Source organism: Caulobacter soli (assembly GCF_011045195.1).
In the GTDB taxonomy this organism is placed as follows: Bacteria; Pseudomonadota; Alphaproteobacteria; order Caulobacterales; family Caulobacteraceae; genus Caulobacter; species Caulobacter soli.
On record NZ_CP049199.1, the window covers coordinates 1163143 to 1189420 of the forward strand.

The 26278-nt window shown below is 68.6% G+C and carries 23 protein-coding genes; 12 read left to right on the forward strand and 11 right to left on the reverse strand.

Annotated features, from left to right (window positions below; genetic code table 11):
- The first annotated feature begins 145 nt into the window (after window positions 1-145).
- The 6 genes from G3M62_RS05760 (at window position 146) to G3M62_RS05785 (ending at window position 8165) form a co-directional block, all read left to right on the forward strand.
- Window positions 146-1093 carry a Gfo/Idh/MocA family protein gene (locus tag G3M62_RS05760; protein WP_165185441.1) on the forward strand — a complete coding sequence of 316 codons (948 nt, stop codon included), beginning with the start codon at window positions 146-148 and terminating at the stop codon, window positions 1091-1093.
- Between the two features lie 134 nt (window positions 1094-1227).
- Window positions 1228-3003: a type I secretion system permease/ATPase gene (locus G3M62_RS05765; RefSeq protein ID WP_165185443.1), complete on the forward strand. Its 1776-nt coding sequence runs from the start codon at window positions 1228-1230 to the stop codon at window positions 3001-3003.
- Entirely contained in the window at window positions 3000-4385 is a 1386-nt protein-coding gene (locus tag G3M62_RS05770) for an HlyD family type I secretion periplasmic adaptor subunit (protein ID WP_165185445.1), read from the forward strand. Before G3M62_RS05765 ends, G3M62_RS05770 begins: the two co-directional genes overlap by 4 nt.
- Before the next feature lie 379 nt (window positions 4386-4764).
- The gene (locus tag G3M62_RS05775) at window positions 4765-5784 is read left to right on the forward strand and encodes a helix-turn-helix domain-containing protein (protein WP_165185447.1); all 1020 of its coding nucleotides are present in this window, start codon (window positions 4765-4767) and stop codon (window positions 5782-5784) included.
- Between the two features lie 87 nt (window positions 5785-5871).
- Window positions 5872-6597, forward strand: coding sequence for a response regulator transcription factor (locus G3M62_RS05780; protein ID WP_246263484.1), 726 nt, complete (start codon window positions 5872-5874; stop codon window positions 6595-6597).
- Complete coding sequence (locus G3M62_RS05785; RefSeq protein WP_165185450.1) at window positions 6594-8165, forward strand: sensor histidine kinase; 1572 nt, start codon at window positions 6594-6596, stop codon at window positions 8163-8165. Before G3M62_RS05780 ends, G3M62_RS05785 begins: the two co-directional genes overlap by 4 nt.
- Before the next feature lie 53 nt (window positions 8166-8218).
- On the opposite strand, the gene G3M62_RS05790 is transcribed toward G3M62_RS05785, so the two are convergent.
- The 6 genes from G3M62_RS05790 to G3M62_RS05815 all read right to left on the reverse strand — a co-directional run bounded on the left by G3M62_RS05790 (window position 8219) and on the right by G3M62_RS05815 (window position 15687).
- Window positions 8219-8401, reverse strand: coding sequence for a hypothetical protein (locus G3M62_RS05790; RefSeq protein WP_165185452.1), 183 nt, complete (start codon window positions 8399-8401; stop codon window positions 8219-8221).
- Between the two features lie 477 nt (window positions 8402-8878).
- Entirely contained in the window at window positions 8879-9256 is a 378-nt protein-coding gene (locus tag G3M62_RS05795; RefSeq protein WP_165185453.1) for a hypothetical protein, read from the reverse strand.
- A gap of 299 nt (window positions 9257-9555) precedes the next feature.
- On the reverse strand, window positions 9556-10986 hold the full coding sequence (locus tag G3M62_RS05800; protein WP_205691950.1) for an efflux transporter outer membrane subunit: 1431 nt from the start codon (window positions 10984-10986) through the stop codon (window positions 9556-9558).
- Window positions 10986-14159, reverse strand: a complete 3174-nt coding sequence (locus tag G3M62_RS05805; RefSeq protein WP_165185455.1) for an efflux RND transporter permease subunit — start codon at window positions 14157-14159, stop codon at window positions 10986-10988. The genes G3M62_RS05800 and G3M62_RS05805 overlap by 1 nt, the downstream gene beginning before the upstream one ends.
- Window positions 14160-14269: 110 nt before the next feature.
- On the reverse strand, window positions 14270-15448 hold the full coding sequence (locus G3M62_RS05810; protein WP_165185456.1) for an efflux RND transporter periplasmic adaptor subunit: 1179 nt from the start codon (window positions 15446-15448) through the stop codon (window positions 14270-14272).
- 53 nt (window positions 15449-15501) lie between these two features.
- Complete coding sequence (locus G3M62_RS05815; RefSeq protein ID WP_165185458.1) at window positions 15502-15687, reverse strand: hypothetical protein; 186 nt, start codon at window positions 15685-15687, stop codon at window positions 15502-15504.
- Between the two features lie 166 nt (window positions 15688-15853).
- Here G3M62_RS05815 and G3M62_RS05820 point away from each other — a divergent pair, with 166 nt between their 5' ends.
- Entirely contained in the window at window positions 15854-16492 is a 639-nt protein-coding gene (locus tag G3M62_RS05820; RefSeq protein ID WP_165185459.1) for a TetR/AcrR family transcriptional regulator, read from the forward strand.
- A gap of 411 nt (window positions 16493-16903) precedes the next feature.
- Window positions 16904-17131: a hypothetical protein gene (locus tag G3M62_RS05825; protein ID WP_165185461.1), complete on the forward strand. Its 228-nt coding sequence runs from the start codon at window positions 16904-16906 to the stop codon at window positions 17129-17131.
- Here G3M62_RS05825 and G3M62_RS05830 read toward each other — a convergent pair.
- Together G3M62_RS05830 and corA are read right to left on the reverse strand one after the other, a co-directional pair.
- Window positions 17128-17469, reverse strand: coding sequence for a hypothetical protein (locus G3M62_RS05830; RefSeq protein WP_165185462.1), 342 nt, complete (start codon window positions 17467-17469; stop codon window positions 17128-17130). The two genes, G3M62_RS05825 and G3M62_RS05830, sit on opposite strands and share 4 nt — an antisense overlap.
- Before the next feature lie 7 nt (window positions 17470-17476).
- Window positions 17477-18445 carry a magnesium/cobalt transporter CorA gene (gene corA / locus G3M62_RS05835; protein ID WP_165185464.1) on the reverse strand — a complete coding sequence of 323 codons (969 nt, stop codon included), beginning with the start codon at window positions 18443-18445 and terminating at the stop codon, window positions 17477-17479.
- A gap of 201 nt (window positions 18446-18646) precedes the next feature.
- Here corA and G3M62_RS05840 point away from each other — a divergent pair, with 201 nt between their 5' ends.
- Complete coding sequence (locus G3M62_RS05840; protein WP_165185465.1) at window positions 18647-20323, forward strand: MFS transporter; 1677 nt, start codon at window positions 18647-18649, stop codon at window positions 20321-20323.
- A gap of 17 nt (window positions 20324-20340) precedes the next feature.
- On the opposite strand, the gene G3M62_RS05845 is transcribed toward G3M62_RS05840, so the two are convergent.
- A complete protein-coding gene (locus G3M62_RS05845) occupies window positions 20341-20847 on the reverse strand; it encodes a hypothetical protein (protein ID WP_246263486.1) in 507 nt (168 codons plus the stop codon).
- Between the two features lie 336 nt (window positions 20848-21183).
- Here G3M62_RS05845 and G3M62_RS05850 point away from each other — a divergent pair, with 336 nt between their 5' ends.
- From G3M62_RS05850 to G3M62_RS05860, 3 genes are all read left to right on the forward strand, one after another.
- Window positions 21184-22308 carry a helix-turn-helix domain-containing protein gene (locus G3M62_RS05850; RefSeq protein ID WP_165185467.1) on the forward strand — a complete coding sequence of 375 codons (1125 nt, stop codon included), beginning with the start codon at window positions 21184-21186 and terminating at the stop codon, window positions 22306-22308.
- 117 nt (window positions 22309-22425) lie between these two features.
- Entirely contained in the window at window positions 22426-23460 is a 1035-nt protein-coding gene (locus G3M62_RS05855; protein WP_165185469.1) for a hypothetical protein, read from the forward strand.
- Entirely contained in the window at window positions 23457-23615 is a 159-nt protein-coding gene (locus G3M62_RS05860) for a hypothetical protein (protein WP_165183846.1), read from the forward strand. The genes G3M62_RS05855 and G3M62_RS05860 overlap by 4 nt, the downstream gene beginning before the upstream one ends.
- Here G3M62_RS05860 and G3M62_RS05865 read toward each other — a convergent pair.
- Window positions 23612-25006 carry a hypothetical protein gene (locus G3M62_RS05865; RefSeq protein WP_165185470.1) on the reverse strand — a complete coding sequence of 465 codons (1395 nt, stop codon included), beginning with the start codon at window positions 25004-25006 and terminating at the stop codon, window positions 23612-23614. The two genes, G3M62_RS05860 and G3M62_RS05865, sit on opposite strands and share 4 nt — an antisense overlap.
- Window positions 25007-25076: 70 nt before the next feature.
- Entirely contained in the window at window positions 25077-25997 is a 921-nt protein-coding gene (locus G3M62_RS05870) for an NAD-dependent epimerase/dehydratase family protein (protein ID WP_165185472.1), read from the reverse strand.
- Window positions 25998-26278 lie beyond the last annotated feature (281 nt).

Here is a 26278-nt window from a genome sequence, read left to right on the forward strand (position 1 = left end):
TCCGGAGAGATTGTAACCTCTCACCCTCCCACCGCTTCGCGGCGGGCCGCTCCCTCTCTCTATGAGAGAGGGAAATTGATAGGTTTGACATCCGCCTCCCTGCCGAGCATTTATCCTACAAATAATTCCAGAGTCGCGAGGCCCCATGTCCGCCAGTTCGTTTAAGGAGGGGCCCATCCGCGTGGCCCTGATCGGCCTGGGCAAGATCGCTCGCGACCAGCATCTGCCGGCCATGGCCGCCGATCCGCGCTTCGAGCTGGTCGCCATCGTCAGCCGCCACGCCACGCAGGACGGACTTCCCAGCTTCCATACCCTGGACGAACTGCTGGCCGACGGCCTGGCCTTCGACGCGGTGGCGCTGTGCACCCCGCCGCAGGTGCGCCACGGCCTGGCGCGCCAGGCGCTGGAGGCCGGCAAGCACGTGATGCTGGAAAAGCCGCCCGGCGCGACGCTGAGCGAGGTCGAGGACCTGCGCCAGGTCGCCGAGGCCCAGGGCGTCACCCTGCAGACCACCTGGCACTCGCGCCACGCCCCCGCCGTCGCTCCGGCCCGCGACTGGCTGGCCGGCAAGACGATCACCGCGGCGCGGATCAACTGGCGCGAGGACGTGCGGGTCTGGCACCCGGGCCAGGACTGGATCTGGGAGCCGGGCGGCCTGGGCGTCTTCGACCCCGGCATCAACGCCCTGTCGATCGCCACCGCCCTGCTGCCGCGCCCGTTCTTCCTGACGCAGGCGACGCTGCACGTGCCCGAGAACCGCCAGTCGCCGATCCAGGCCGAGCTGGCCTTCGTCGACGTCGACGGCGTGCCGGTCACCGCCGAGTTCGACTTCCTGCAGACCGGTCCGCAAAGCTGGGACATCGAGGTCGACACCGACGGCGGCGCATTGCGGTTGTCACACGGCGGCGCCAAGCTGTGGATCGACGGCGCTCTGGTTCACGAGCAGCCCGAGGCGGAATATCCGGCGCTCTACGCCCGGTTCGCGGACCTGATCGCGACAGGGCGTTCCGACGTCGATGTGACGCCGTTACGTCACGTGGCCGACGCATTTCTGTTGGGTCGCCGCGTCGTCGCTCCAGCTTTTGTCGAGTAAGGCCAAGTTCGCATCTTTTTGATGCGCGAGCTGCTTGCATAAACCTTGAGCGCAACGTTAGGTACGGCCCGACGGGCGTGAGACCAGTGTTCGGCCGGTGGGTCGACTGAGGCGCGCGCTCAGGGGAGAGACGCGTGAAGTTCCTGGACGCCCCGTTGCCGCCGCCGCTGGTCGCCGCCTTGCGGGCCTGTCGCCCGCACCTGCTGGCCGCCGCTGTCTTCAGCGCCTTCATCAATCTGCTGCTGCTGGCGCCGACCATCTACATGATGCAGGTCTACGACCGGGTCGTGCCCACCGAAGGGCGGCTGACCCTGCTGTATCTGACCCTGGTGGTGGCCTTCGCCCTGGGCACCCAGACGGCGCTGGAGTCGGTGCGCTCGCGGCTGCTGACCCTGGCCGGGCTGCGCCTGGACCGGCTGCTGGCCGGCGGCATCCTGCAGAAGCTGATGAGCGCCATGACGCCCGGGTCCTCGGCCCAGGGCATGCGCGAGTTCGATATCGTGCGCCAGGCCCTGTCGGGGCCCGTGGCCGTGGCGGCCTTCGACATTCCGTGGACGCCGATCTACGTGCTGGTCGCCTTCATGATCCACCCGGCGCTGGGCGCGATGACCATCGTCGGCGGCGTGGTGCTGGTGACCCTGGCGGTGCTCAACGAGCGGGCGACGCGAGGGCGGGCCCGCGAGGCCTTCGCCGCCCAATCCCAGGCCTACGCCTCGCAGGAAGCGGCCGCCGCCAATGGCGAGGTCGTGCGGGCCCTGGGCATGCGCGGCGCCTTGCGCGAGCGCCAGCTGGCCGACCGTCGCACGGGCCTGGACCTGTCGGCCAAGGCCCAGTTCACGGGCGGCGGCTATTCGGCGGCCACCAAGTTCACCCGCATGTTCCTGCAGTCGGCGGCCCTGGGCCTGGGCGCCTGGCTGGCGGTCGACAAGCAGATCTCGGCGGGGTCGATCATCGCCGCCTCGGTGCTGATGAGCCGCGCCTTGCAGCCGATCGAGCAGCTGGTCGGCTCCTGGGGCGTGGTCGGCCAGGTGCGCGGCGCGCTGAACAACCTGATCAAGCTGTTCCCACCGACACGCGGGCTGGACGTGTCCGGCACCCAATTGCCCGCGCCGACCGGGGCCCTGGCCCTGGAGCAGGTGGCCGTGCGCGCGCCGGGCGAAGGCGGAGCGGTGCTGCTGCGCGGCGTTTCCTTCCGTCTGACCCCCGGCGAGATTCTCGGCGTCATCGGCCCCAGTGGAGCGGGCAAGACCACCCTGGCGCGGGTGGCGGCCGGGGCGATCGCGCCGGACATGGGCGCGGTGCGTCTGGACGGCGCCAGCCTGGCCGACTGGGACGGCGACCGGCTGGGCCGCTACATCGGCTACGTGCCGCAGGACTCGGGCCTGATGGCCGGATCGATCAAGGACAACATCTCGCGCTTCGCGATCTGGGTCGGGGCCGATCCGACGATCGTCGACGCCGACGTCGTGGCCGCGGCCCAGGCGGCCGGGGTGCATGAGCTGATCCTGCGCCTGCCCAAGGGCTACGACACCACGCTGGGGGCGGGCGGACGCGGATTGTCGGCGGGGCAGGCCCAGCGCGTGGCCCTGGCCCGCGCCCTGTACGGCGAGCCGCCGCTGCTGGTCCTGGACGAACCCAACTCGGCGCTCGACGCCGACGGCGAGACGGCGCTGAACAACACGCTCCTGGCCGCCAAGCAGCGCGGCGCGGCGATCCTGATCGTCGCCCATCGCACCGGCATCCTCAACATCGCCGACCGCCTGCTGGTCCTGCGCGATGGTCAGATCGAGATGCTGGGCCCCCGCGCCGACGTCGTCGCCAAGATGTCTCCCGCCGCCCAAAGCCAGACCAGAGGGGCCGGGGCCAAGCCGGCGTCCGCCTCCACCGCCTTGCAGGCCGCCAAGCCATGACCGACGCGACATTCCCGCCCTTGGGCCAGACTCCCGGCGCCGCCGGCGAAGCGGCCGCCAAGCTCCCGCCGCGCCTGTCGGACGATCCCGCCAAGATGATCCGCATCGGCGCCGGCGTGGCCGGGCTGTTCTTCGTCGGCTTCCTGGGCTGGGCGGCCGTGGCGCCGCTGGACGCCGGGGCCTACGCCCACGGGGTGATCGCCGTGGCCGGTAACCGCCAGGCCGTGCAGAGCCGCGAGGGCGGGGTGGTCACGGCCATCCGGGTGGTCGAGGGCCAGAGCGTGGTCAAGGGCCAGATCCTGGTCGAGCTGTCGGCCTCGGACCTGCGCGCCAGCGAGCGGGGCATGACGGGCGAGGTCCTGACCCTGCTGGCCCAGCGCGCGCGCCTGGTCGCCGAACGCGACGGCCGGCCGGGCTTCGCCGCGCCGCCGGAATTCGCCGACCTGGCCCCCGAGGACAAGCCTCTGGCCGAGGACTCCCTGCGGCTGCAGCGCCAGCAGTTCCAGGCCCGCCGGGGCTCGCTGCAGACCCAGCGCGGCGTGCTCAACCAGCGCATCCTGCAGCTGGGCCAGCAGACCAGCGGCGCCCAACGCCAGCTGGACGCCAATCGCGAGCAGCAGAAGCTGATCGCCGAGGAACTGGACGGCGTCCAGGAGCTGGCCGCCAAGGGCTTCGCGCCCAAGACCCGGGTGTTGGCCCTGCAGCGCAGCGCCGCCTCCCTGACGGGCGAAGACGGCGCCTACCGCGCCCAGATCGCCCGCAACAGCGAAGCCGAGGGCGAAACCCGCCTGCAGGCCCTGTCGCTGGACCGGCAAATGCTGGAGGAGGTCTCGGGCCAGCTGCGCGACGTGCAGGTCCGGCTCGACGACCTGCAGCCCAAGGTGCTGGCCGCCCGCGAGCAACTGGCCCGCGCCACGGTCCGCGCCCCGTCGGGCGGCAAGGTGGTGGGGCTGAACGTCTTCACCGTCGGCGGGGTGGTCGCGCCCGGCCAGACCCTGATGGAGATCGTGCCGCAGGACCGCCGCCTGGTGATCCAGGCCAAGGTGTCGCCCAACGACGCCGACGACCTCAAGCCCGGCCAGAAGACCCAGATCCGCTTCACCTCGCTGCACGAGCGCGACCTGCCGTTGCTGAACGGCACCCTGACCGAGCTGTCGGCCGACAGCTTCACCGACGAGAAGTCCGGCGTGCAGTACTTCAAGGCCGAGGTCGCCGCTCCGCCCGAGGAGCTGGAGAAGATCCGCAAGGTCCGTGGCGGTCAGTCGGGCCTGCAGGCCGGCCTGCCGGTCGAGGTGCTGATTCCGCTGCGCAAGCGCTCGGCCCTGGCCTATCTGATGGAGCCGCTGTTCCAGACCTTCTGGCGGATGGGCCGCGAGCACTAGGCGGCGTCGCATCCCAATAAAAGCGCGAGCAAATAAAAAGGCGGGCCTCCCCGAGGCCCGCCTTTAGTTCGAGTCCCCCTCGGGACGTGGGCGGCGCTGATCGCTCGGCCCCCCCAGGCCTTGCGGTGCTCCGTTCTCCGAGCCGATGACGTTGGCGTCCGAAGCGTCGGTGACAAATTCAACCGAACATTGTTGATCGACGATCAATGTTCATTCGCCAGGGCCGACAGCAGTAAGGCTTTGTGCGTCGCAGACATTACATGCCGGTCCCATTTTCTTGATCCCTTGTCTCAAAGGAAAAGCGCGGTCTCGCGTGGTGCGACGAACGCCCGCATTGGCGAATACAGTAAATACGTGATTGTGCCTTGGGGGAGGCCACATGAGTGAACCTTTGAGCCCGCCTTCGGAGTCCGCGTTGCGACTGGGGCGATCGAATTTCAGCACACGGAGCGTTCCGCCCGAGGAACGTCACGACTTCTATCGTCGTGAGGTGCTGACGGCGCTCGACGCGCGCGATCCCGAGCCGGGGTTCACGGCCAACATCACGTCGCTGCGGCTGGGCTCCCACGCCTTCTACGTCACCGAGACCGGCGGCCACACGATGTTCCGCACGCCGGAGATGATCGCCGCCGACGGTCACGACCATTACATCGTCCAGTTCAACATCGCCGGTTCTCACACCGGCGACTTCGACGGGGTGGCGTTCTCGGCCGGTCCGGGCGAGATCGGGATCTGCGACCTGTCGCGGCCGATGCTGCTGCACTCGACGGCGGTCAAGGTGCTGTCGACCTTCCTGCCGCGCGCCGAGGTCAAGGCCGTGGTGCCCGACATCGAGCTGCACGGCATGGTGCTGGACGGCAACCGCGCGGGCCTGCTGGTCGAGCACCTGACCTCGGTCAGCCGCTGGTTCCCGCAACTGCTGCCCGAGACCCTGCCGGGCATCACCCGCGCCACGATCGAACTGCTCGGCGCCTGCCTGGCCATGGAGGCCGGCCGCGCCGACTTCGGCATGCGCGAGTCGCCGGTGCTGCTGCGGGCTCGCGCCTATGTCGAGCACAACCTGCTGGAGCCCAGCCTCAACCCGGCCAGGATCAGCGAAGCCCTGGGCGTGTCGCGCTCCACTCTCTATCGCCTGTTCGAGCCGCTGGGCGGGGTGACGGCCTATATCTGGGACCGCCGCCTGCACCTGGCCCGCGCCGCCCTGCTGGATCCCAAGCGGGCCCGGCGGATCAGCGAGATCGCCTTCCAGTGCGGTTTCAGCAGCGAGGCCCATTTCAGCCGCAGCTTCCGCAAGGCGTTCAACATCCGCCCCAGCGACCTGCGCTCCCTGCAGCCCAGCCTCGTCGACGAGCCGGACACCCCGTTCGCCAAATGGACCGAGGCGGCGAGCGGCTCCTAGGGTCTGCACGACATCTGCACGGCAAACGCGCCGAACCGCCCCGACGTCCCCGTTGACCCGCGACGCTAGGCGCTGAACATGAGGGCCATGCAGCGCACGATCCTGGTCGTCGACGACGATCCCCACATTCGCCAGCTCCTGGTGTTCGCCCTGGCCAAGGTCGGGCTGGAAACCCGCGAGGCGGCCGACGGCGAGGCGGCCCTGGCCTCGGTGGCCGAGCGCGCGCCGGACCTGGTGGTGCTGGACATCAACATGCCGCGCCTGGACGGGCTGGAGGTCTGCCGCCGCCTGCGGGCGCAGGGCGAGCTGCCGATCCTGTTCCTGAGCTCGCGCGACGACGAGATCGACCGGGTGCTGGGCATCGAGCTGGGCGCCGACGACTATGTGGTCAAGCCGTTCAGCCCGCGCGAGGTGGTGGCCCGGGTCCAGGCGATCCTGCGCCGCACCGGCGGCAAGCCGGCGGAGGCGACGCCGGCCGACGGCCTGATCGCGCGCGGCAAGCTGACCCTCGATCCCGAGGCCTGGAGCGCGGCGTGGGCCGGCGGCGAGCTGTCGCTGACCGTCACCGAATTCACGATCCTCAAGACCCTGGCCACGACCCCGACCAAGGTGTTCAGCCGCGACGCCATCATCGACCGCCTGCGCGGCCCGGGCTTCGCGGTGACCGACCGCACCATCGACAGCCACGTGCGCAACCTGCGGGCCAAGTTCGCCGGCGTGGGCGGGCATGACGTGATCGAGACGCGGGCCGGGATCGGCTACCGCCTCGGCGCTTGCCAGGGAAATTCGGGCCAGGGCGCCGTCGCCGGATGAGCGCCTGGCTGCGGCGCTGGTGGCCGGCCCTCCGCCTGCGGACCATCCTGCTGACCGTGCTGCTGTTCGCCGCCGCCATGCCGGCGATCGGGGCGGTGTTCCTGCGCACCTACGAGAACACCCTGGTGCGCCAGACAGAGGCCGAACTGACGAGCCAGGGCGCGGCCCTGGCCTCGGCGGCGGCCAACCTGTGGCCCGGGGCGGTGCGCGACCTGACGCCGGCCGATCCCGACGCCCGCGACGATCCCGGCTACTACCGGCCCGAGTCGACCAGCGTCGATCTGCGCGGCTCGCCGCTGCTGCCCGAACGCCCGGCCGCGACGCCCGGGCAGACGGCCGATCCCAAGGCCGAGGCGGCGGCCGAGGTGCTGGAGCCGATCTTCGACCAGACCAGCCGCAGCACCTTGGCCTCGATCCTGATCGTCGACCGCCATGGCGTGGTGGTGCGCGGCCTGGGGCAGGGCGGCAGCCTGGCCAGCCTGCCGGAGATCCAGGCGGCGCTGAAGGGCCATGCCCGCACGGTCCTGCGGCGCAACGGAGCCTATCACCCGCGCTATTCGTTCGAGTGGCTCAGCCGCGCCTCCGCCGTGCGGCTGCATCACGCGCGGCCGGTGGTCGTGAATGGCCAGGTCGTGGGCGCGCTGCTGCTGTCGCGCTCGCCCCGGGCGCTGTTTCGCGGCGTCTACCAGGACCGGGCCAAGCTGCTGGTCGGGGCCGGGGCGACGATCCTGCTGCTGGTGCTGCTGTCGGGCCTGGTGTCGCGCGGGGTGACCCGGCCGATCGAGGCGCTGAGCGCGGCGACGCGGAGCGTGGCGACCGGGCAGGGCAGCGTGCCGGAGACCCCCGCCACCGCCGCCGTCGAGATCCGCGACCTCTATCAGGACTTCCGGGTGATGGCCGACGCCATCGCCGTGCGCTCGCGCTACCTGCGCGACTTCGCCTCGGCCGTCAGCCACGAGTTCAAGACGCCGCTGGCCGGGATCACCGGCGCGGTCGAGCTGCTGGACGACCATTTCGACACCATGACCCCGGACGAGCGCCGCCGGTTCCTGGGCAATATCTCGGCCGACAGCGCGCGGCTGTCGCAACTGGTCGGGCGGCTGATGGACCTGGCCCGGGCCGACATGGCCATGCCCCAGGCGGGGGTGGCGACCGACCTGGCCTCGCCGCTGCGCCGGGCGGTCGACGCCCAGGGCGGGCGCGGGCTGGACATCGTGCTGGACCTGCCCGACGGCCTGCCGCCCGTCGCCGCGCCCGAGGCGACGATCGAGGCGGTGCTTGTCTCGCTGGCCGAGAACAGCCGCCAGGCCGGCGCCACGGCGCTTCAGGTCACCGGCGAGAGCGTCGAGGGCGAGGTCGTGCTGCGCATCGCCGACAACGGTCCCGGCGTTCCGGCCGCCGACCGCGAGCGTCTGTTCGAGCCGTTCTTCACCAGCCGCCGCGAGACGGGCGGGACCGGGCTGGGGCTGTCGATCGCCAGGTCGCTGCTGGCGGCCAGCCAGGGCCGGATCGGCTTCGTCGAGACCGCGAAGGGCGCGGCGTTCGAGGTGGGGCTGCCGAAGGCCTAGCGCCCTCTGATCCGCTCATCCCGGCGTTCGCCGGGATGAGCGGAAGATAAGAGCTATGATTTATCACGGCCCCACTTCACCCCGCGCAGAGCGTGGCGCGTGAAGACCAGCCCGAGCGCCGCGATCGCGGCGCCGGCCATGCGGACCTTGTCGTGCTGGCCGGCATAGGCGAGCGCCGCGCCCAAGGCGGCGATGGCCACGCCGATGGCGATCTGGATCTTGGTCTGGTTGGTCATGAGGCGGTGTCTAGCTCGATAGAGGTGAGGGGGATAGCCGTGGGAGACGCCTTCTCCGTCACGAGGCATAGTCGCGTCGCGCCGCCCCCTCCGCCCCGCGTACGCGGTGGATCTCGAAGGGAAAGGAGCTTGGACATGACGAAGAAATACACGGCGCGATGCGCCTGCAATGCGGTGACGTTCGAGTTTGACAAGGACAGCTTTGCAGCCTCGACCGGCCAGAAACCATCACGCCGAAGCTGGAGATGTTCGTGAAGCGCCGGCTGCCCTGGGCGGCGCCGCTCGGCGTGCCCGAGTTTTCGGACATGCCGCACTGAGGCGTTTGTCTTGGGCGTGAGATCACACGCACTTGCCCCCTACGGATCGCTTCGCGATCGTCTTCCCCCATAGGGGGAAGAGGAAGTCCTCCGCCCCCTATGGGGGCGGACAGACCGCGAAGCGGTCAGGTGGGGGCAAGTGGGTGAGCCACCGCGTTCCTCAAAGCCGTCCGCGCCGCCCGCCCTTGAGCTTGTCCAGCGCGCGGCGGGAGTGTTCGACCTGAGCCGGCGGCGCGGGTGGGCGCATGTCCGCCGCCATCGCCTCCAGATCGGCCATGCCCCGCGTCGCCGCGAACCCGGCGGCGACAGCGTCGGTCATCAGGGCCTGGGCCGGCTTGGCGCGGTCGCGGGGCGTGATCAGGGCGACCTTGCGGGCCATGGCGGCCAGGTCGCCGACGGCCTTGGCCTTGTCGCGGGCGCGCTTGATCTCGGTGGGATCGTCGGTGCGTTCCAGGATCGCCCAGGCCGCGTCGAGGGCGGCCATCAGCTTGAGCTGGAAGTTCAGGCACCAGGTGGGGATGTCTTGAGCTTGGGTCATGCCGTCATTGTGCGGCCGCCCCGGAGGGTGGGGATAGGAAACGTGCGTTTTTGTGTAAGGGTTTGAATTCGCTTGGGTCCGCATTGACGGTCGCGGGGATAGACGCGGATCCCTCTCCCCTTGCGGGGAGAGGGTGGCGGTCCGGAGGACCGTCGGGTGAGGGGGCACGCAAACGAAAACCGCCGCGACCGGCCTTTCGGCTAGTCGCGGCGGCTCTGTCTTTCGACCCCTCATCCGGCCCTTCGGGCCACCTTCTCCCGCAAGGGGAGAAGGCAAGGGCCTGTGGATAACTTTCGCCGTTACGACGTCCAGCCGCCGCCGAGGGCCTTGTAGATCGCCACGACGTTGGTGTTCACGCCGGTCTCGGCGACGGTCAGAGAGTCCTCCGCCGCCAGCAGCGTCCGCTCGGCGTCCAGCAGCACCAGGAAGTCGATGCCGCCTTCCTTGTACTGGATCCGGGCCAGTTCGGCGGCGCGACGCGAGGCGGCGGCCTGGTTGGTCAGGCTGACCAGCTGGGCCTGCTGCTGGCGATAGGCGACCAGGGCGGTCTCCAGATCCTCCAGCGCCCGCAGGACGGTCTGGTCGTAGACGGCCAGGCTGGCGTCGTTGCGGGCCTCGGCGGCCTTCAGCCGCTGGTGCGCGCCGCCCAGGTCCAGGGCCGGCCAGGACACGGTCGGGGCCACCGACCAGGCCTGGCTGGCGCTGTTTCCGAAGCTCGAGGCCGAACCGGACAGGAAGCCGATGAAGCCGGTCACCCGGACGCGCGGGAAGAGGTCGGCCGTGGCCACCCCCACCTTGGCGGTCTGGGCGGCCAGGCGACGCTCGGCGGCCTGGACGTCGGGCCGGCGGCGCAGCAGGTCGGACGCGTCGCCGATCGGCAGGGCGGCGATCAGCGGCGTGACCTCGGCGGTCGTGGCGACCAGGGCCGCGTCCAGCTCGCCGGGCCGCTTTCCGACCAGGACGCACAGCCGATAGTTGGCGCGCTTCTCGGCCGTGATCAGCGACGGGATCGCCGCCTCGGTGGCGTTGAGGCGGGCCTGGGCGCTGGCGACGTCGATCGGATTGCCGGCCCCGGCGTCGTAGCGGACCTTGGTCAGTCGCAGGGTCTCGCGCTGGGTGTCGAGGTTGCGATTGGCCACGGCCAGGCGGGCCTGGGCGCCGCGCAGTTCCAGATAGTTGCGCGCCACCTCGGCGGCGACGGTCACCTGGGCGTCGCGCAAGTCGGCTCGCGCCGCTCCGGCTTCGGCTCGGGCCGACTCCACGCCGCGGCGGACGCGACCGAACAGGTCGATCTCCCAGCCGGCGTCGAAGCCGGCCTGGTAGGTCTCGCTCTCGACGCGCTCGCCGTTCGAGCCCGGCTGCTGCTGGTCGCTCTTCTGATAGCCGCCGCTGGCGGTGACGCGCGGGATCTGGTCGAGGCGGGCGTCCTTGAACAGGGCGCGGGCCTCGTCCACCCGGGCGACCGCGACCCTGAGGTCGAGGTTGCCTGACAGGGCCTGGGTGACCAGGCTGTCCAGCACCGGATCGTTGAACGCCTTCCACCACTGGGCTTCGGGGTTGGCGCTGGAGAAGGCGCCGGCCGGGGCGTTCTGCAGGACCACCGGCGCGGTGACCGGGGTCTTGTAGTCGGGTCCCACGGCGCAGGCCGAGAGCAGCAGCATGCTGGCGAACAGGCCCAGCTGAACCCGCAGGTTCCGCCAGCCGTAGTTAGGAGTGAGAGCTTGAGACATCAGTGCGCCTCCACGGGCGTAGTCCGGGCCGCCTTCAGCGCCGCCCGGCGGGCGGTGTTGCGGCGGATGACGAAGTAGAAGATCGGGGTCAGGACCAGGCCGAAGACCGTCACGCCCAGCATGCCGGAGAACACCGCCACGCCCATGGCATGGCGCATTTCGGCGCCCGCCCCGTGCGAGGTGACCAGCGGCCACACGCCCATGATGAAGGCGATCGAGGTCATCAGGATCGGCCGCAGGCGCAGGCGACAGGCTTCCAGCACCGCTTGCAGCGGCGTGTCGCCATGCTCCTCTCGCTCCTTGGCGAATTCGACGATCAGGATGGCGTTCTTACAGGCCAGGCCCACCAGCACGATCAGCCCGATCTGGGTGAAGATGTTGTTGTCGCCATGGGTCAGCAGCACGCCGGCCAGAGCCGACAGCAGGGTCATCGGCACGATCAGGATGACCACCAGCGGCAGGCTCCAGCTTTCGTACTGGGCGACCAGCACCAGGAAGGCCAGCAGCACGCAGATCGGGAAGACGTAGATCGCCGTGTTGCCCGCCAGGATCTGCTGATAGGTCAGCTCGGTCCATTCGAAGCCCATGCCGTTGGGCAGTTCCTTGGCCGCCAGGTCTTCCAGGGCCTTCTGGGCCTGGCCGGACGAGAAGCCGGGCGCCGGGCCGCCGTTGATTTCGGCGGTCAGCATGCCGTTGTAGTGGCTTTCGCGGTCGGGACCGGTGGCCTCCTTGAAGCTGATGAAGCTGCCCAGCGGGATCATCTGGCCCGACCCGTTGCGGGTCTGCAGACGCAGCATCTGTTCGGGTTGCAGGCGGAATTTCTGATCAGCCTGGACGTTGACCTCGTAGGTGCGGCCAAAGCGGTTGAAGTCGTTGACGTACAGCGAGCCCAGATAGACCTGCATGGTCTCGAAGAGGTCGGTCAGCGACACGCCCGAGGCTCGCGCCTTTTCGCGGTCGATGTCGGCCTGGATCTTCGGAACCCCGACCTGGTAGCTGGAGAACACGCCGACCAGGGCGGGGTCCTTGCGGGCCTTGTCCATCAGGTTCTGGGTGGCGGCGTAGAGCTCGTCGGAACCCAGGCCGGCCTTGTCGACGATCTGCATGCGGAAGCCGCCGATCGTGCCCAGCCCTTGCACCGAAGGCGGCGGGAAGACCGCGATCTGGGCGTCGGGAATGGCGCCGAACTTCTGGTTCAGCGAAGCGACGATGGCGCCGGCGGACTCCGTCTTGTCGTGACGATCCTTGAAGTCGTCGAGGGCCAGGAACACCGCGCCGGAGTTGGGGCTGTTGATCAGCCCGTTCACCGACAGGCCGGGGAAGGCGATGGCGTGCTTGACCCCCGGCACCTTCAGGGCGATGTCGCCCATCTGGCGGATGACCGCCTCGGTGCGGTCCAGCGAGGCGGCGTCGGGCAGTTGCACGACGGCGACCACATAGGCCTTGTCCTGCTGGGGCACGAAGCCGCCCGGGGTCTTGGCGAAGGCGCCGATCGTCAGCAGCAGCAGCACGCCGTAGATGATCAGGCCGGCCGTCGACTTACCGAGGGTCTTGGCCACCCCGCCGACATAGCCGTGCGAGGCCTTGGCGAAGAAGCGGTTGAACGGGTTGAACAGCCAGCCCAGGGCCGCGTCGATGGCCTTCTGGAAGCGGTCCTTTGGCGCGTCGTGGCTGCGCAGCAGGACGGCGGCCAGGGCCGGCGACAGGGTCAGGGAGTTGAAGGCCGAGATCACCGTCGAGATGGCGATGGTCAGGGCGAACTGGCGGTAGAACTGGCCCGACAGGCCGCTGATGAAGGCGGTCGGGATGAACACCGCGCACAGCACCAGGGCCGTGGAGATGATCGGTCCGGTGACCTCGCTCATGGCCTTGCGCGTGGCCGCCACGGGTTCGAGCCCGTCGGTGATGTTGCGCTCGACGTTCTCGACCACGACGATGGCGTCGTCGACCACGATGCCGATGGCCAGCACCAGGCCGAACAGCGTCAGGGCGTTGAGGCCGAAGCCCAGCATCAGCAGCACCGCGAAGGTGCCGACCAGCGAGACGGGCACGGCGATCAGCGGAATGATCGAGGCGCGCCAGCCTTGCAGGAACAGCACCACCACCAGCACCACCAGGATGATGGCCTCGATCAGGGTGTGGATCACCGAGTTGATCGATTCCTGCACGAAGGCGGTGGTGTCGTAGACGATCTCGTAGTCGACGCCTTCGGGGAATTCCTTCTTCAGCTCCTTCATCGTCTTCTTGATGTCGGAAGCCATTTGCAGGGCGTTCGAGCCGGGGCGCTGGAAGATCGGCATGGCCACGGCCGACTTGTTGTCGAGCAGCGAGCGCAGGGCGTAGTTGTTGGCGCCCATCTCCACGCGGGCCACGTCGCCCAGGTGGGTGATCTCACCGTTCTCGCCCGAGCGGATGATGACGTCGCGGAACTGCTCTTCGTCGGTCAGGCGGCCAGGGGCGTTGATCGACAGCTGGAAGTCGGCGCCGGTGTTGGTGGGCGGGGCCCCCAGCTGGCCGGCGGCGACCTGGACGTTCTGTTCGCGCAGCGCCTTGACCACGTCGCCGGCCGTCATGTTCAGCGAGGCCAGCTTCTCGGGATCCAGCCAGATCCGCATCGAGTAGGCGCCGGCCCCGAAGATCTGAACGTCGCCCACGCCGTCGACGCGCTTGAGGCGGTCCTTGATGTTCAGCTGGGCGTAGTTGCTCAGATAGAGCATGTCGTAGCGATTGTTCGGCGAGATCATGTGCACGACCATGGTCAGGTCGGGCGAGGCCTTGTCGGTGGTCACGCCGACGCGCTGCACCTCCTGGGGCAGTTTCGGCAGGGCCTGGGCGACGCGGTTCTGCACCTGCACCTGGGCCTTATCGAGATCGGTGCCGAGGGCGAAGGTGACGGTCAGGACCATCGCGCCGTCGGCGGCCGACTGCGAGGACTGGTAGAGCATGCCCTCGACGCCGTTGATCGCCTGCTCCAGCGGAGCGGCGACGGTCTGGCCGATGACGGCGGGGTTGGCCCCTGGATAGGCGGCGCGCACGACCACGGTCGGCGGCACCACCTCGGGATATTCCGAGATCGGCAGGCGGGGCAGAGCCACCAACCCAGCGATGAAGATGACGATCGAGAGCACGGCGGCGAAGCGCGGCCGGCTCACGAAGAAGTTCGAGAAGTTCATGGGAGGCGCCTATTTCGGGCGAATAAAAAGGGGGGAGGAGGCAAAGAGGGGGCGTGGGGAGCCCGCGAGGGGCTCCCTGAAACCTTCGATCCTTGGGTGAGCGGAGAGCTCTAGTTCTGGGAAACGCTGTTGATCATCGCGACCCGCTGGGGACCGGTCTCGAACTGCGAGAGGTCGGCCGACAGGTCGGTCTTGATGGTCACGGGATTGACCGTGTCGCCCGGCTTGACCTTCTGCAGGCCGCCGACGATCACCCGGTCGCCCGGCTTCAGGCCGGTGCGGATGATGCGCAGGTTGCCGGCCAACGGGCCGATCTCCACGGTGCGGTACTCGGCCTTGTTGTTGGCGCCGACCACCACGACGTAGCGTTTGCCCAGGTCGGTCGCCACCGCGCGGTCGGGGGCCAGGGCCACCGTCGCCGAGCTGTCGCTGACCATGCGGATGCGGGCGAACAGGCCGGGGGTGAACCGGCCGTCGGCGTTGGCGAAGATCGCCCGGCCGTTGATCGTGCCGCTCTTGGCGTCCATGGCGTTGTCGATGAACTTCAGCTGGCCCTGGTGCGGATAACCGTCCTCGGTCATCAACCCCATATAGACCGGGCTGGCCTTGCCGCGTTCGGCCGAGGCGTACTTCAGGAAGGTCTGCTCGTCGGCGTTGAAGGTGGCGTAGATCGGCGTGTCCGAGACCACGGTGGTCAGCAGGTCGGACGGGGTGACCAGGTTGCCGCGGGTGATCACGGCCTTGGAGACGCGACCGTCGATCGGCGAGACCACGCGGGTCCATTCCAGGTTCAGGCGGGCGGTCTGGTAGGCGGCGTTGGCGGCGCCGAGATTGGCCTGGGCGGCCTTCTCTTCAGCCGACAGGCGGTCGAACTCGCTCTGGGCCAGGGCGTTCTGCTCGATCAGCCGGCGGCCGCGCTCGCGGTTGACGACGGCCAGGTCCAGCTGGGCCTTGGCGCGGGCGACCTCGGCCTCGGCGCGGTTGGCTTCGGCCTGGTAGGGGCGCGGGTCGATCTGGAACAGCACCTGGCCCTTGCTGACGCGGGCGCCTTCCTCGAACCGGGCGCCGTCGACGAAGCCGCTGACGCGCGGACGGATGTCGACGGTGTCGATGGCTTCGAGGCGGCCGGTGAAGTCATCCCACTGGCGCAGTTCCTTGAAGGCCACCGGGGTGATGGTGACCTGGGCGGGCGGCGGGGCGGCTTCTTGCTTGGCCTGCGCGCTGCAGGCGGCCAGCACGGCCATGGCGGCCAGACCGGCGAAAGACGTGAAAACGGGGCGGAGGGACATCGGTGTACCTGTCGGACGGGGAAGCGGGGGAGGAGACGCGAAAGAGATGTTTTCTATTCCCAGACGGGGCGCCGGGATTTCTGGCGGGCTTTCGGCGACGAGATCCAATCCTGGCCGGGCGGACCGTCGGCGCCGGGGCCGATCAGCTTGCCGAGGGAACGGACCGGGCCGGCCGCGAATTCGAGCCAGGCGGCTCGGACCGGTCGGGCGGCGGTGTCTGGGCTTGCGCTCGGGGGCATGGCTCGCTCTCCGTTCCGGGTTAAGAAGAAATGTCGCAGTGGGTGTTGCTTGACGTAGCGGTCATCTGTGACGATGTAGATGGATGTGACGGTACCGTTCGGTATCATTCGTCGCCGTGAGAGATACTGACCGGTAACTCTCACGTCAAGGTGAGGTGCTGTGAAAATGGCTGAGAGAAATTCTGGCGGGGGCAAGATGGACGAGCTGGAGGCGCCCGTGGGCGCTCCGCTGTCCAAAAGACCGGCCCGTGACCGGATCTTCGAAACGGCCCGCGAGCTGTTCTATCAGCACGGCATCCGCGCGGTGGGCGTCGAGGCGATCGCCCACGAGGCCGACGCGACCAAGATGACGCTGTATCGCAACTTCCCATCCAAGGACGAGCTGGTCGCCGAGGTGCTGCGCGAGCAGGAACGCGACTACTGGGCGTGGTGGGACCAGGTGACGTCGTGCTGCTGCGACGATCCGCGCGGTCAGCTGGAGGCGATCTTCGACGCCTTCGAGACCAAGGCCTGCAACGCCGACGTCCACGGCTGCCCGCTATCGAACGCCGCCATCGAGCTGCACGAGGCCGACCATCCGGCCCAGAAGGTGTCGGTGGCCTACAAGCAGCAACTCCACGCCCGGCTGGTCGACCTGTGCAAGCGGGCCGGCGCGAAGGATGAGGATCTGGCCGACGGCCTGATGCTGCTGATGGAAGGCTCCTACACCGCCCGCGTCACCTTGGGCGCTGAAGGTCCGGTGCGCGCCGTGGCGCGCGCGGGTCGGGCGCTGATCAAGGCCCATCTGGACAAGCCGGACTGCTGAGGCGCCAAGCCCTAGGGGCTAAACGCGCCGCGCGAACACCCATCCCCCGATGGGTCCGCGCGGCGCGCGCTGGCGACGTCTAAGGGGAGGGAAAAGACGTCGCTCTCAAAAATCTATCAAACTGATAGGAATTGAGTCCCGGCAGATTTTCTGGCCCCGCCGACAGATCATCGAACGACCCGAGAAACTAAAAACGACGCCAGGAGTTCTGGCTCGCGTCAGTTGCGAGCGGGTCATACCCATGTCGTCAAGTTGTGAGAATGCGAGCCTATAAGATGTGTCGATGTCATCCCCTCGTAGGGCGAATGCCGATCTGACCTCGATGTTTCGGGTCTGGTCGCCGGCCCGAAAAACCGCTCGTTCGCGCCCCTGATCAGGCGCTCCAAGTCTGCTTTGCGTAAGGAGCTCGTCATGGCTCTGTTGATTTCCGTCGCCCCGGCCGAGCAAGGCTGGTCTGTGCGCTCCGAGGCCCTCGAGGCCGAACTCACCTTCGAACGTGGCGGTCGCGCCGAAGCCGCCGCCCGCGATCTCGCCAACCGCCTGGCCGCCTCCGGCCGCGCCGCCGAGGTGCGGGTGTTCCTGCGCGACGGCGCGGAGGCGGGCCGGTTCCTGCACCCGGCGCGGGCCTGGGCCAGCTAGGTCAACCACCACCGGACGGCCAGAAGCGCGAAGCCCAGCAGGATGATGGGGCCGAAAACCCGGAACGTGTAGCGGGTGATCCGCTCTGGAAAAAAGGTGTCGAACGCGCCTTCCTTGGTCGCGCCGTACCTGATGGCGATCGCGGTCAGCGGGCATCTGAAGCCATTGGTCGCGAACACCACGCTTTCGACGGCGACCAGGCCGCTGGCGATCCACAGCCAAGGTCCGTGGGCGCCGGTCAGGCCGGCGTAGAGGACGACCAGAGACGCCAAGGCCATGACCACATAGATCGCCGTATGCACGGCGCGCACCAGCGTCAGGCTCTGGGCGTCGGTCATCGCGTCTTTACAGCCATCCATCCTTGTGGAACCGCGCGTACAGCACGCCGCAGATCACCGCGATCGCCACCATCACCGCGGGATAGCCCCACGTCCAGCCAAGCTCCGGCATGTGCTGGAAATTCATGCCGTAGATCCCGGCCACCGCCGTGGGCACCGCCAGGATGGCGGCCCAGGCGGCCAGCTTGCGGGTGATGGCGCTCTGGCGCTGCTGTTCCAGCAGGGACGCGGCTTCGAACACCGAGGTGATCACCTCGCGTAGGGCGTCGACCATGCCCTCGACCTTCTGCGTGTGATCCAGCACGTCGCGGAAATAGGGGCGGACGTCGTCGTCCAGGCACGGCGCGTCCAGGTGTTCCAGTCGCCCGCAGACCTCGCTCATGGGCGACAGCACCCGCTTGAAGCGGATCAGGTCGCGGCGCAGGTGGAACAGGCGCTTGACCTCGGCGTGGCTGAGGAAGGTCTCGAGCGTGCGCCGCTCGATGTCCAGGACCTCGTCTTCCAGGGCCTGGATGATCGGCAGATAGCCGTCGACCACGAAGTCGAGCACCGCGTGCAGCACGTAGTCCGAGCCCTTGGCCAGCAAGGTCGGCGAGGCCTCCAACTGGGCGCGCAGCTCGGTGTGGGCGCGGGCCGAGCCGTGGCGGACGGTGATCAGGTGGCCTTCGCCGACGAAGATCGCCGTCTCGCCATAGGCGATCTGGGCGTCGACCAGCTGGGCGGTGCGGGCCACCACGAACAGCTCGCGACCATAGACCTCGACCTTGGGTCGCTGGTGGGCGTTCAGGGCGTCCTCGATCGCCAGGGGGTGCAGCTTGAAGCGGGTCCGCAACCGCTCCATCTCGGCCTCGCTGGGTTCGTACAGGCCGATCCACACGAACTCGCCCGGCTTGGTGACGAGGGCGTCGGCCTGGTCGAGGCTGACCTCGCGGGTCCGAGCGCCGTCCTTGTAGATATAGGCCGCGACAACGCTCATGAGGGGTCCTGACGGGCGGTTTCGTCCCGCAAGGTGGGACGGCGGAGAATCCTCGAAGCCAACGCTTCGGCTTTCGTCCGGTTCATGTTTAGCCTCTCGCCAACATCGCGAACGCCGTTCATTGTGAACTGAACCGTGGTTGCGGTAACATTGATCGATCGCCCGAAGCGGCGGCGCCAAGGGATGACGGGGGAGATGCGAATGGGAAGCGACGCCGCGAAACCGGTGAAGGGCGCCAAGGGCGGCCGCGCCGTGGGGCGCAAGGACGCCCTGGTCATCGGGGCCGCCTCGGTCGGCACCGTGTTCGAGTGGTACGACTTCTATCTGTACGGCTCGCTGGCGACCTACATCACCAGGCACTTCTTCTCGGGCGTCAACGAGACGACCGGCTACATCTTCGCCCTGCTGGCCTTCGCCGCCGGCTTCGCTGTGCGGCCGTTCGGGGCGCTGGTGTTCGGCCGGCTGGGCGACCTGTGGGGCCGCAAGAACACCTTCCTGGTCACCATGCTGCTGATGGGGCTGTCGACCTTCGTGGTCGGCCTGCTGCCCAGCTACGCCCAGATCGGCATCGCCGCGCCCATCGCCCTGGTGATCATGCGCCTGGTCCAGGGCCTGGCCCTGGGCGGCGAGTATGGCGGCGCCGCGACCTATGTGGCCGAGCACGCCCCGCCCGGACGGCGCGGTTTCTACACCAGCTTCATCCAGGTGACGGCGACCTTCGGCCTGTTCCTCAGCCTGGTGGTGATCCTGCTGACCCGCGGCGCGGTGGGCGACGACGCCTTCCAGGCCTTCGGCTGGCGCATTCCGTTCCTGATCTCGGTGCTGCTGCTGGGCGTGTCGCTGTGGATCCGCCTGCAACTGGCCGAGAGCCCGTCGTTCCAGAAAATGGTCGACGAGGGCAAGGGCAGCAAGAAGCCCCTGGCCGACTCGTTCGCCAAGTGGGGCAATCTGAAGATCGTGCTGCTGGCCCTGGTGGGGCTGACCGCCGGCCAGGCCGTGGTCTGGTATACCGGCCAGTTCTACGCGCTGTTCTTTCTGGAGAAGATGCTCAAGGTCGACGGCGGCACGACCAACCTGCTGGTGGCCATCGCCTTGCTGATCGGCACGCCGTTCTTCGTGATCTTCGGCTGGCTGTCGGACAAGATCGGCCGCAAGCCCATCATCATGCTGGGCTGCATCCTGGCGGCCCTGACCTATTTCCCGCTGTTCAAGACCCTGACGACGGCCGCCAATCCTCAGCTGGCGGCGGCCGTGGCCAGCGCCCCGGTCACCGTGGTGGCCGACCCGGCCGACTGCTCGTTCCAGTTCGATCCGGTGGGCAAGACGGTGTTCAACCGCTCGTGCGACCTGGCCAAGTCGTACCTGGCCAAGGCCGGCGTCACCTACGCCAACCAGGCCGCGCCGGCGGGCTCGGTCGCCCAGGTGAAGATCGGCCAGGCGACCCTCGCCTCGTTCCCGGGTCAGACCCTCGACAAGGCCGCGTTCAAGGCCAGGAAGACGGCTTGGGAAAAGGAACTGGGCGCGGCGCTGAAGACCGCCGGCTATCCGGCCAAGGCCGACGACGCGGCGATGAATAAGCCGCTGGTGGTCGGGGTGCTGGCGATCCTGGTGCTGTACGTGACCATGGTCTACGGCCCGATCGCCGCCATGTTGGTCGAGCTGTTCCCGACCAACATCCGCTACACCTCGATGAGCCTGCCCTACCATATCGGCAACGGCTGGTTCGGGGGCTTCCTGCCGACCACGGCCTTCGCCATGGTCGCGGCCACGGGCAATATCTATTACGGCCTCTGGTATCCGATCGTCGTGGCCGGGGTCACGGCGGTGGTGGGCGTCCTGTTCCTGAAGGAAACCAAGGACGTCGATATCGAAGCCTAGGGCGGTGGGCCGGGGGCTCAGCTCCCGGCCAGCAGGCCGTCGATGCGCGCGGTCTGGACGTTCTCGCGGCGCGCGTCGAGATAGGCCGTCACCCGGTCCAGCATCTGCTCGGCCTGGTTCAGGCCGCCCAGGGCCCAGTCGATCTCGCTGACCGTGCGGTGGTCGCCGTGCAGGCGTTCGCGTGAAGCGGTCAGGGCCCGCATGGCCACCGCGTGCAGGGCGGTCATGTCGCGGCAGGCCTCGGCCGCCATCCAGCCGACGGCGGCCATGCGGCGGGCTCGGCTCAAGGCCGCCTCGGCGTCGCGCTGGCGGTTTTCGGCCTCGCGTAGCACGGCCTGGGCCCGACTCAGCTGGCGCGCGCCGCTCTCCGCGATTTGGCGCCTTTGCCGGCGCTCGCCGTCGCACGCGGCCTTCATGTCGCGCAGGGCTTGCGCCCAGTCATCCGGCTCTCGCGGGTTGCCTGGAGTCTCCGAGAGATTCCGTTTCCCGAAGATCGCCATTTCCTTCCAAGTTTGACGAACCATAGAGTCCTCCATGACCCTGCTGCGTCGTCATGTTTCTTCGGAATCTCTCGGTCTGCTATGCGATGCGTGCCAATCGTACACCTTATTCTCGTGAATTTGAGTATTAATGAATAATATTAAATTAACTATACATAAGACTTGGTTATCAAGCTGTGCCATTCGAAAAGTTGTAATTTTGTCTGTTGTTTCGATGCTTTCTAGTGGTTTCACCTTACTTACAACAAAGAAGGGTCATGCCATCCTCAAAGGGTGAATCGGGCGTGACGACAGGTGCGATCGCTTTAAGGTCATGGCGTGGACGCCATTGATCGCATCGTCTCCGCCAGGAGAGGTCCGATGGACAAGGAAAGCGTGAGGGAGTCCGAGTCTCAATCTTGGTCGAACGTCGACTGGCGGCGCGCCAGGACGGTCAAGTCGGGCGTCGACGATCTGTCCCAGGACGGGTTCGACGAGCATCGCTCGTTCGGGGCGCGGGCGACGACGCCGGTGTCGCTGGGCCATGTGGTGCTGCAGCAGACGCGTGGCCCGCATGAGGTCTGGGCCCACACCGCTGGCCGCGATCTGGCGATCACCCAGCTGACGCCCGAGCCCTGCCGCGGGCATCTGCTGCGGTCCACCCTGGGCGACATGGGCTTCGACGCCGGGGCGTTCGATGGCGACCTGCGGGTGCGCGGGGTCATGGCGCGCAAGGCCTTCAGCCTGGTTTCGGTGATGGAACAGGAGGGCGTGCTGAACCAGTGGGGCCATCGGGTCGAGGAGGGCGACATCGTGGCCATCCCGCCCGGCGGAGAGCTGGACGGACGCTTCCAGGGCCACGTGGCCTACGCCGTCGTCACCGCGCCGTGGGGCCTGGTGATGCAGCGGGCCGAGGCGTTCGAATGGCTGGCCGACCCCTGCTTCTGGACCGAGCCGGCGATCTATTCCCCGCCGCCCGAGGCCCGGGCCGCCTGCAAGCGGGTGTTGCAGGGTTGCTCCAGCCTGTTGCGGGCCCTGGGCGCGGGCGTCCCATCCAGCACGGTCGCCTTCCTGCGTAACGAGTTGCTGGACGGCGTGCTGACGGCCTTGGCCGCGGTCAAGGTCGAGGGCGCGCGCCGGCAGGGCGCGCTGAACGCCGCTCGCATCGTGCGCGGCGCCGAGGACTTCCTGGAAAGCGGCGGTGCCCGCCAGGCGGTGCAGATCGAGGACATCTGCGTGGCCCTGAACATCTCGCGCCGCACGCTCTACCGGGCCTTCCATGATCTGCTCGACGTCAGCCCCAAGGCCTATCTGCGACTGAAGAACATGTCGGCGGCGCGGGCTCGGCTGCTCGACGCCGGCAATCGCCCGACGACCGTGACCCAGGTGGCGCTGGACCAGGGTTTCTGGGAGCTGGGCCGGTTTTCGGGCGCCTACCGGGCGATGTTCGGCGAGTCTCCGTCCGAGACCCTGCGCGGAGCCCAGGGCGAGAGCCTTAGGCGTTGACAGCGACCCTCGACGCCGCCGACGTTTGAGGCGAGCGCGTCGGGCGCTCCAACCTCAAGGTGGCGTTCATGGCTTCGCAATTCCTTCTTGTGCGCCGCGTGGCCTAGCGCGCCGGGCATGGGTCACCGACCGACCGCCCTGGTCCTGTACAACTGGCGCGGCCAGTGGCCGATGCGCCGCTGGGAGCACCAGCGGATCTTTGCCTGGAGGACCTGCTTCCCCGGGCGGGTGAGCTTTCTGAACATCGGCTTTCCGTTCAACTCGGCCTGGATCGCCCAGCTGGATCCGGATCTGGTGCTGATCGACGCCACGGCCCTGACCGCCCGTTATACACGCGTGGGCCTGGGCGGATTGCGACGAGCGATGGAGGCGCTTCCGCCGCGGGCGCGCCGCGTGGCCGCGCCGCTCGACGAGTTCCTGGGTCTCCAGGCGCTGCGCGACTTCCTGGTCGAGGCTCGGATCGACCTGCTGCTCACCGCGCTTGAGCCGGCGCTGTGGGACAGCGTCTACCCGGTCGCCCAAAGACCCTTCGCCCTGCGGCGTTTCCTGACCAGCTATGTGGACGACAAGCTGATGCGGCGGGGCTCCAGCGATCTGGCGCGGCGGTCGATCGCCGTCAGCTATCGGGCTTGGGAAGCGCCGGCCTGGCTGGGCGAGATGGGTGAGCTCAAGCGCGAGGTCGGCGTGCGCGCGGCGGCCTGGGCCAGGGCGCGGGGCCATCGCGCCGACGTGGCGGTGGATGGCGAGCGCCGGCTGGTCGGCGAGGCCTGGATCCGCCTGCTGGGCGCCAGCCGGGCGGTGGTCGGGGTCGAGGGCGGCTCGTCGCTGGTCGATCTGACGGGCGAGGCGCGGGCGGACGACCTTGCGTCGCGGATCGAGATCCGCGCGATGTCGCCGCGTCACCTCGAGGCCGTGGCGACCCGGACCTTCCAGGTGCTGGTCGAGGGCGACTATAGTGGCGTGCTCGAGGCTGGGACGCATTACCAGCCCGTTCGCCGCGACCTGTCCGACATCGAGGCGGCCCTCGATCTCAGCCGCGACGTCCGGCGCGCCCAGGCCATGGCCGATCGGGCCCATGCCGAGATCGTGGCCTCGGGCCGCTACAGCTGGCGCACGGTGGTGCGCGAGATCACCGACCAGGTGCTGGCGTGAGACGCGGTTTGCGGCTGTTCCTGCGCTTGCGGGACTGGAGCGCCTGGGCGGCGGTCATCGTGGAGTCGCGCCTGCTCAAGGCGCCCCTGCTGCGGCGGCGGCTGCGCGACATCGCCCGCCTGCCGATCCTGCGGCGCTGGATCGGCGTCGACTAGGCGCGGGATCGAAACCGCAAGGCGCGGCGCGCCAGGTCCGCAAGGCCCAGGCGGCGAACGGCCGCGCGCGCCAGCCGCTCGACCGCTCCCCGGGGGCGCACCTCGTGCGGATTGTCGACGGGCGTGAACGGGAAGGCCTTGCGGAACCTGGCGTCGCTGCGGTCGCTGAACGTGGCGCGCGGCTTGCCGACCGCCGTCTCGGCGACCCGTGCGTCGAATAGCGCGATCATCGCGCCGTAGCCGTAGGCGGGATTGAGCGCGATCTCGGCATAGGCGTTGGTGATGATCTCGGCGATCTTCTCGGGGTCGCGCAGCACCGTCGCGACCTGCGCCATGTTGCCGTGGTCCTTGTCGAGCGGGACATAGTGCCGCCAAGGCTCCATCACGCCCGAATAGCGGCCGGGATAGGCGATGATCAGGGTGCGCAAGGCGATCGCCTCGAACACGCGGGGCGAAATCTGGGCGATGTCGATCTGGTCCTCGCGCCCGGCGAAGAACCGATCGCGCAACATCTCGTAGGAGGGCTTTCGGGCCAGGGCGGGGATCGGGTGAGGGCGCTCAATCAACGTGGCGAAGCTTTCGCTGCGGGCCGCCACCGCGCCGTCGAAGTCGAAGACGCTGGCCCCGCTCTCGACGGCCAGCACGGCCTGGCAATCGCGGATGAACTTCACCCAGTCACGACCGTAGAGCCGGCTGCGTTCCGACCAGGCGATGTCGGTCGAGATGCCGAAGCGCCTGGCGTCGCGCTTGAACAGCTTGCCGATGCGAATCTTCTCGCGACCCTGTTCACCGTGCCAGGCCGGGTAGGTCCGGCCGCGATAGCCGACCATGGTCCTGCGGGCCGACAGCGGTATGGGCGGATAGTTCGCCAACCATTGCGGCACGTAGCCGGTCAACACCTGCTGGGTGCGCAGGCCCGGCGCCCCGCCATAGATCCGCTCGGCCTCCGCCGGTCCCAGGCAGGTGAAGACCAGGTCCACGCCGCAGGCCTCCAGCGCGTCGAGCGTGGCGTTCACGAAGCGGTATTCGTCCTGGATGAACACCGCCTTGGCGCCTTTGAACGCGGCCAGGGCCCGCCGCGATCGCGGGCCGACAAAGGCCTCGACCGCCAGGAACAGCGAATAGTGGATCACGACGACGTCGAAGGTGTCCAGCTTCACGCCGTCGAAGATCTCGCCGACCCGCGACAGCACCTGCACCTGGTGGCGCGAATAGCGGGCGAAGGCGTTGATGTGGTCGCAGACCGTGGCGGCGTTGGCGGGGTCGTAGTTGCAGGCCAGCAGGATACGCAGCGGCCGCGCCTCCGCCGTCGGTGGATCGCCGGGGGCGCTGTCCGTCGATACGTCGTGGCTTGGCAGCGGCGGTCGCGGCCGGTCGTGGGAGTCCTTCATGGCCGGGCTCGGATCTTGGCGCCAGGCAGGGCGGTGTCGTGGTGTCGGCCGAAGCGTATCACGGGCTCGATCACGCCGGCTGTTCCATCGCGCTGAGGGCGAGGCGGGTTCGCACCCGCGCCACCACGCGGTCCAGGCCCTCGTCCAGCGACACCTTCGGCGTCACGCCCAGCAGATCACGCATGCGGGTGAGGCTAGGCTGCTTGGCGGGGGTCATTCGGGCGGGCAGGTCGTTCTGGGTAATCAAGGACGGCGAGGCGTTCAGGCGGATCCGCAGGCCCTCGGCCAGGGCCTCGATCGGCGACACGTCCGGATGGCCGATGTTGATCACCGCATGCTCTTCCACGGCGGCGGCGGCCTCGATGGCGCGCACGGCATCGGAGATGTGCAGCCAGCCCCGGGCGCTGCCGCGATGCACCTGGATCGACCGACCCCGCGCCAGGTCGTGAGCGAAGCGGATCATGGCCGAGCGGTGGTCGCCGAAGTCCTCGTTCTCGTCGTAGATCATGAACGGCCGCAAGGTGACCGCGCGTAGGCCGTGCTGGGCGACCTCGTAGCCTACCAGTTGCTCGCCCAGCAGCTTGGTCAGGCCGTAGCGATTGTTGGGGCGAGGCGTGGTGGCGGCCTCGTCCATCGGTCCGTCGGTCGGCCCATAGACCTCGGAGGTCGAGAAATAGACCAGCTTGGCGTCGGCGGCCTGGGCCAGCAGCACCACGTTGTTCAGTCCGCCCAGATTGGTGCTGACCGCCAGGCTGGAGGCCTGTTCGCACGTCACCCGGCTGACCACGGCGGCCAGGGCGAAGATCACGTCGGGTTTCCAGCGCAGGGTGGGCATCAGGTCGGCGGGCTGGTTGATGTCGATCTGCAGGTAGTCCTTGCGCCAGCCGGGCCTGATGTCGGCGCACAGCACCTCCCAGCCCTGGGCGCGCAGATGGATCGCCAGGGGCTTGCCGATATTGCCCTCGGATCCGATGACCAGGGCCCGCTTCATCCGACGCTCGCCGACAGCTCGTCATCGGGGCCTTCGCCGAGGTCCGAGAGGTTGATCGTTCGCCACGGTCCTTCCGGCCCCTCGGGGGAGCGATCGCCGGGGCCAAGGGTGGCGTCCTGGCCGACAACGCGGTCGGCGACGACGCTGGCGCACGTTTCGTGTCGCGGGTTGTTTCTAGTCAAGCTTTGAAAGTTCGACGCTTGATCTCTGTCTATGTGCAGTGAAAACGCCGAAATATGGACGTTCATAGATCCCTCGCGTTGCGGACGTTCTTATTTGTG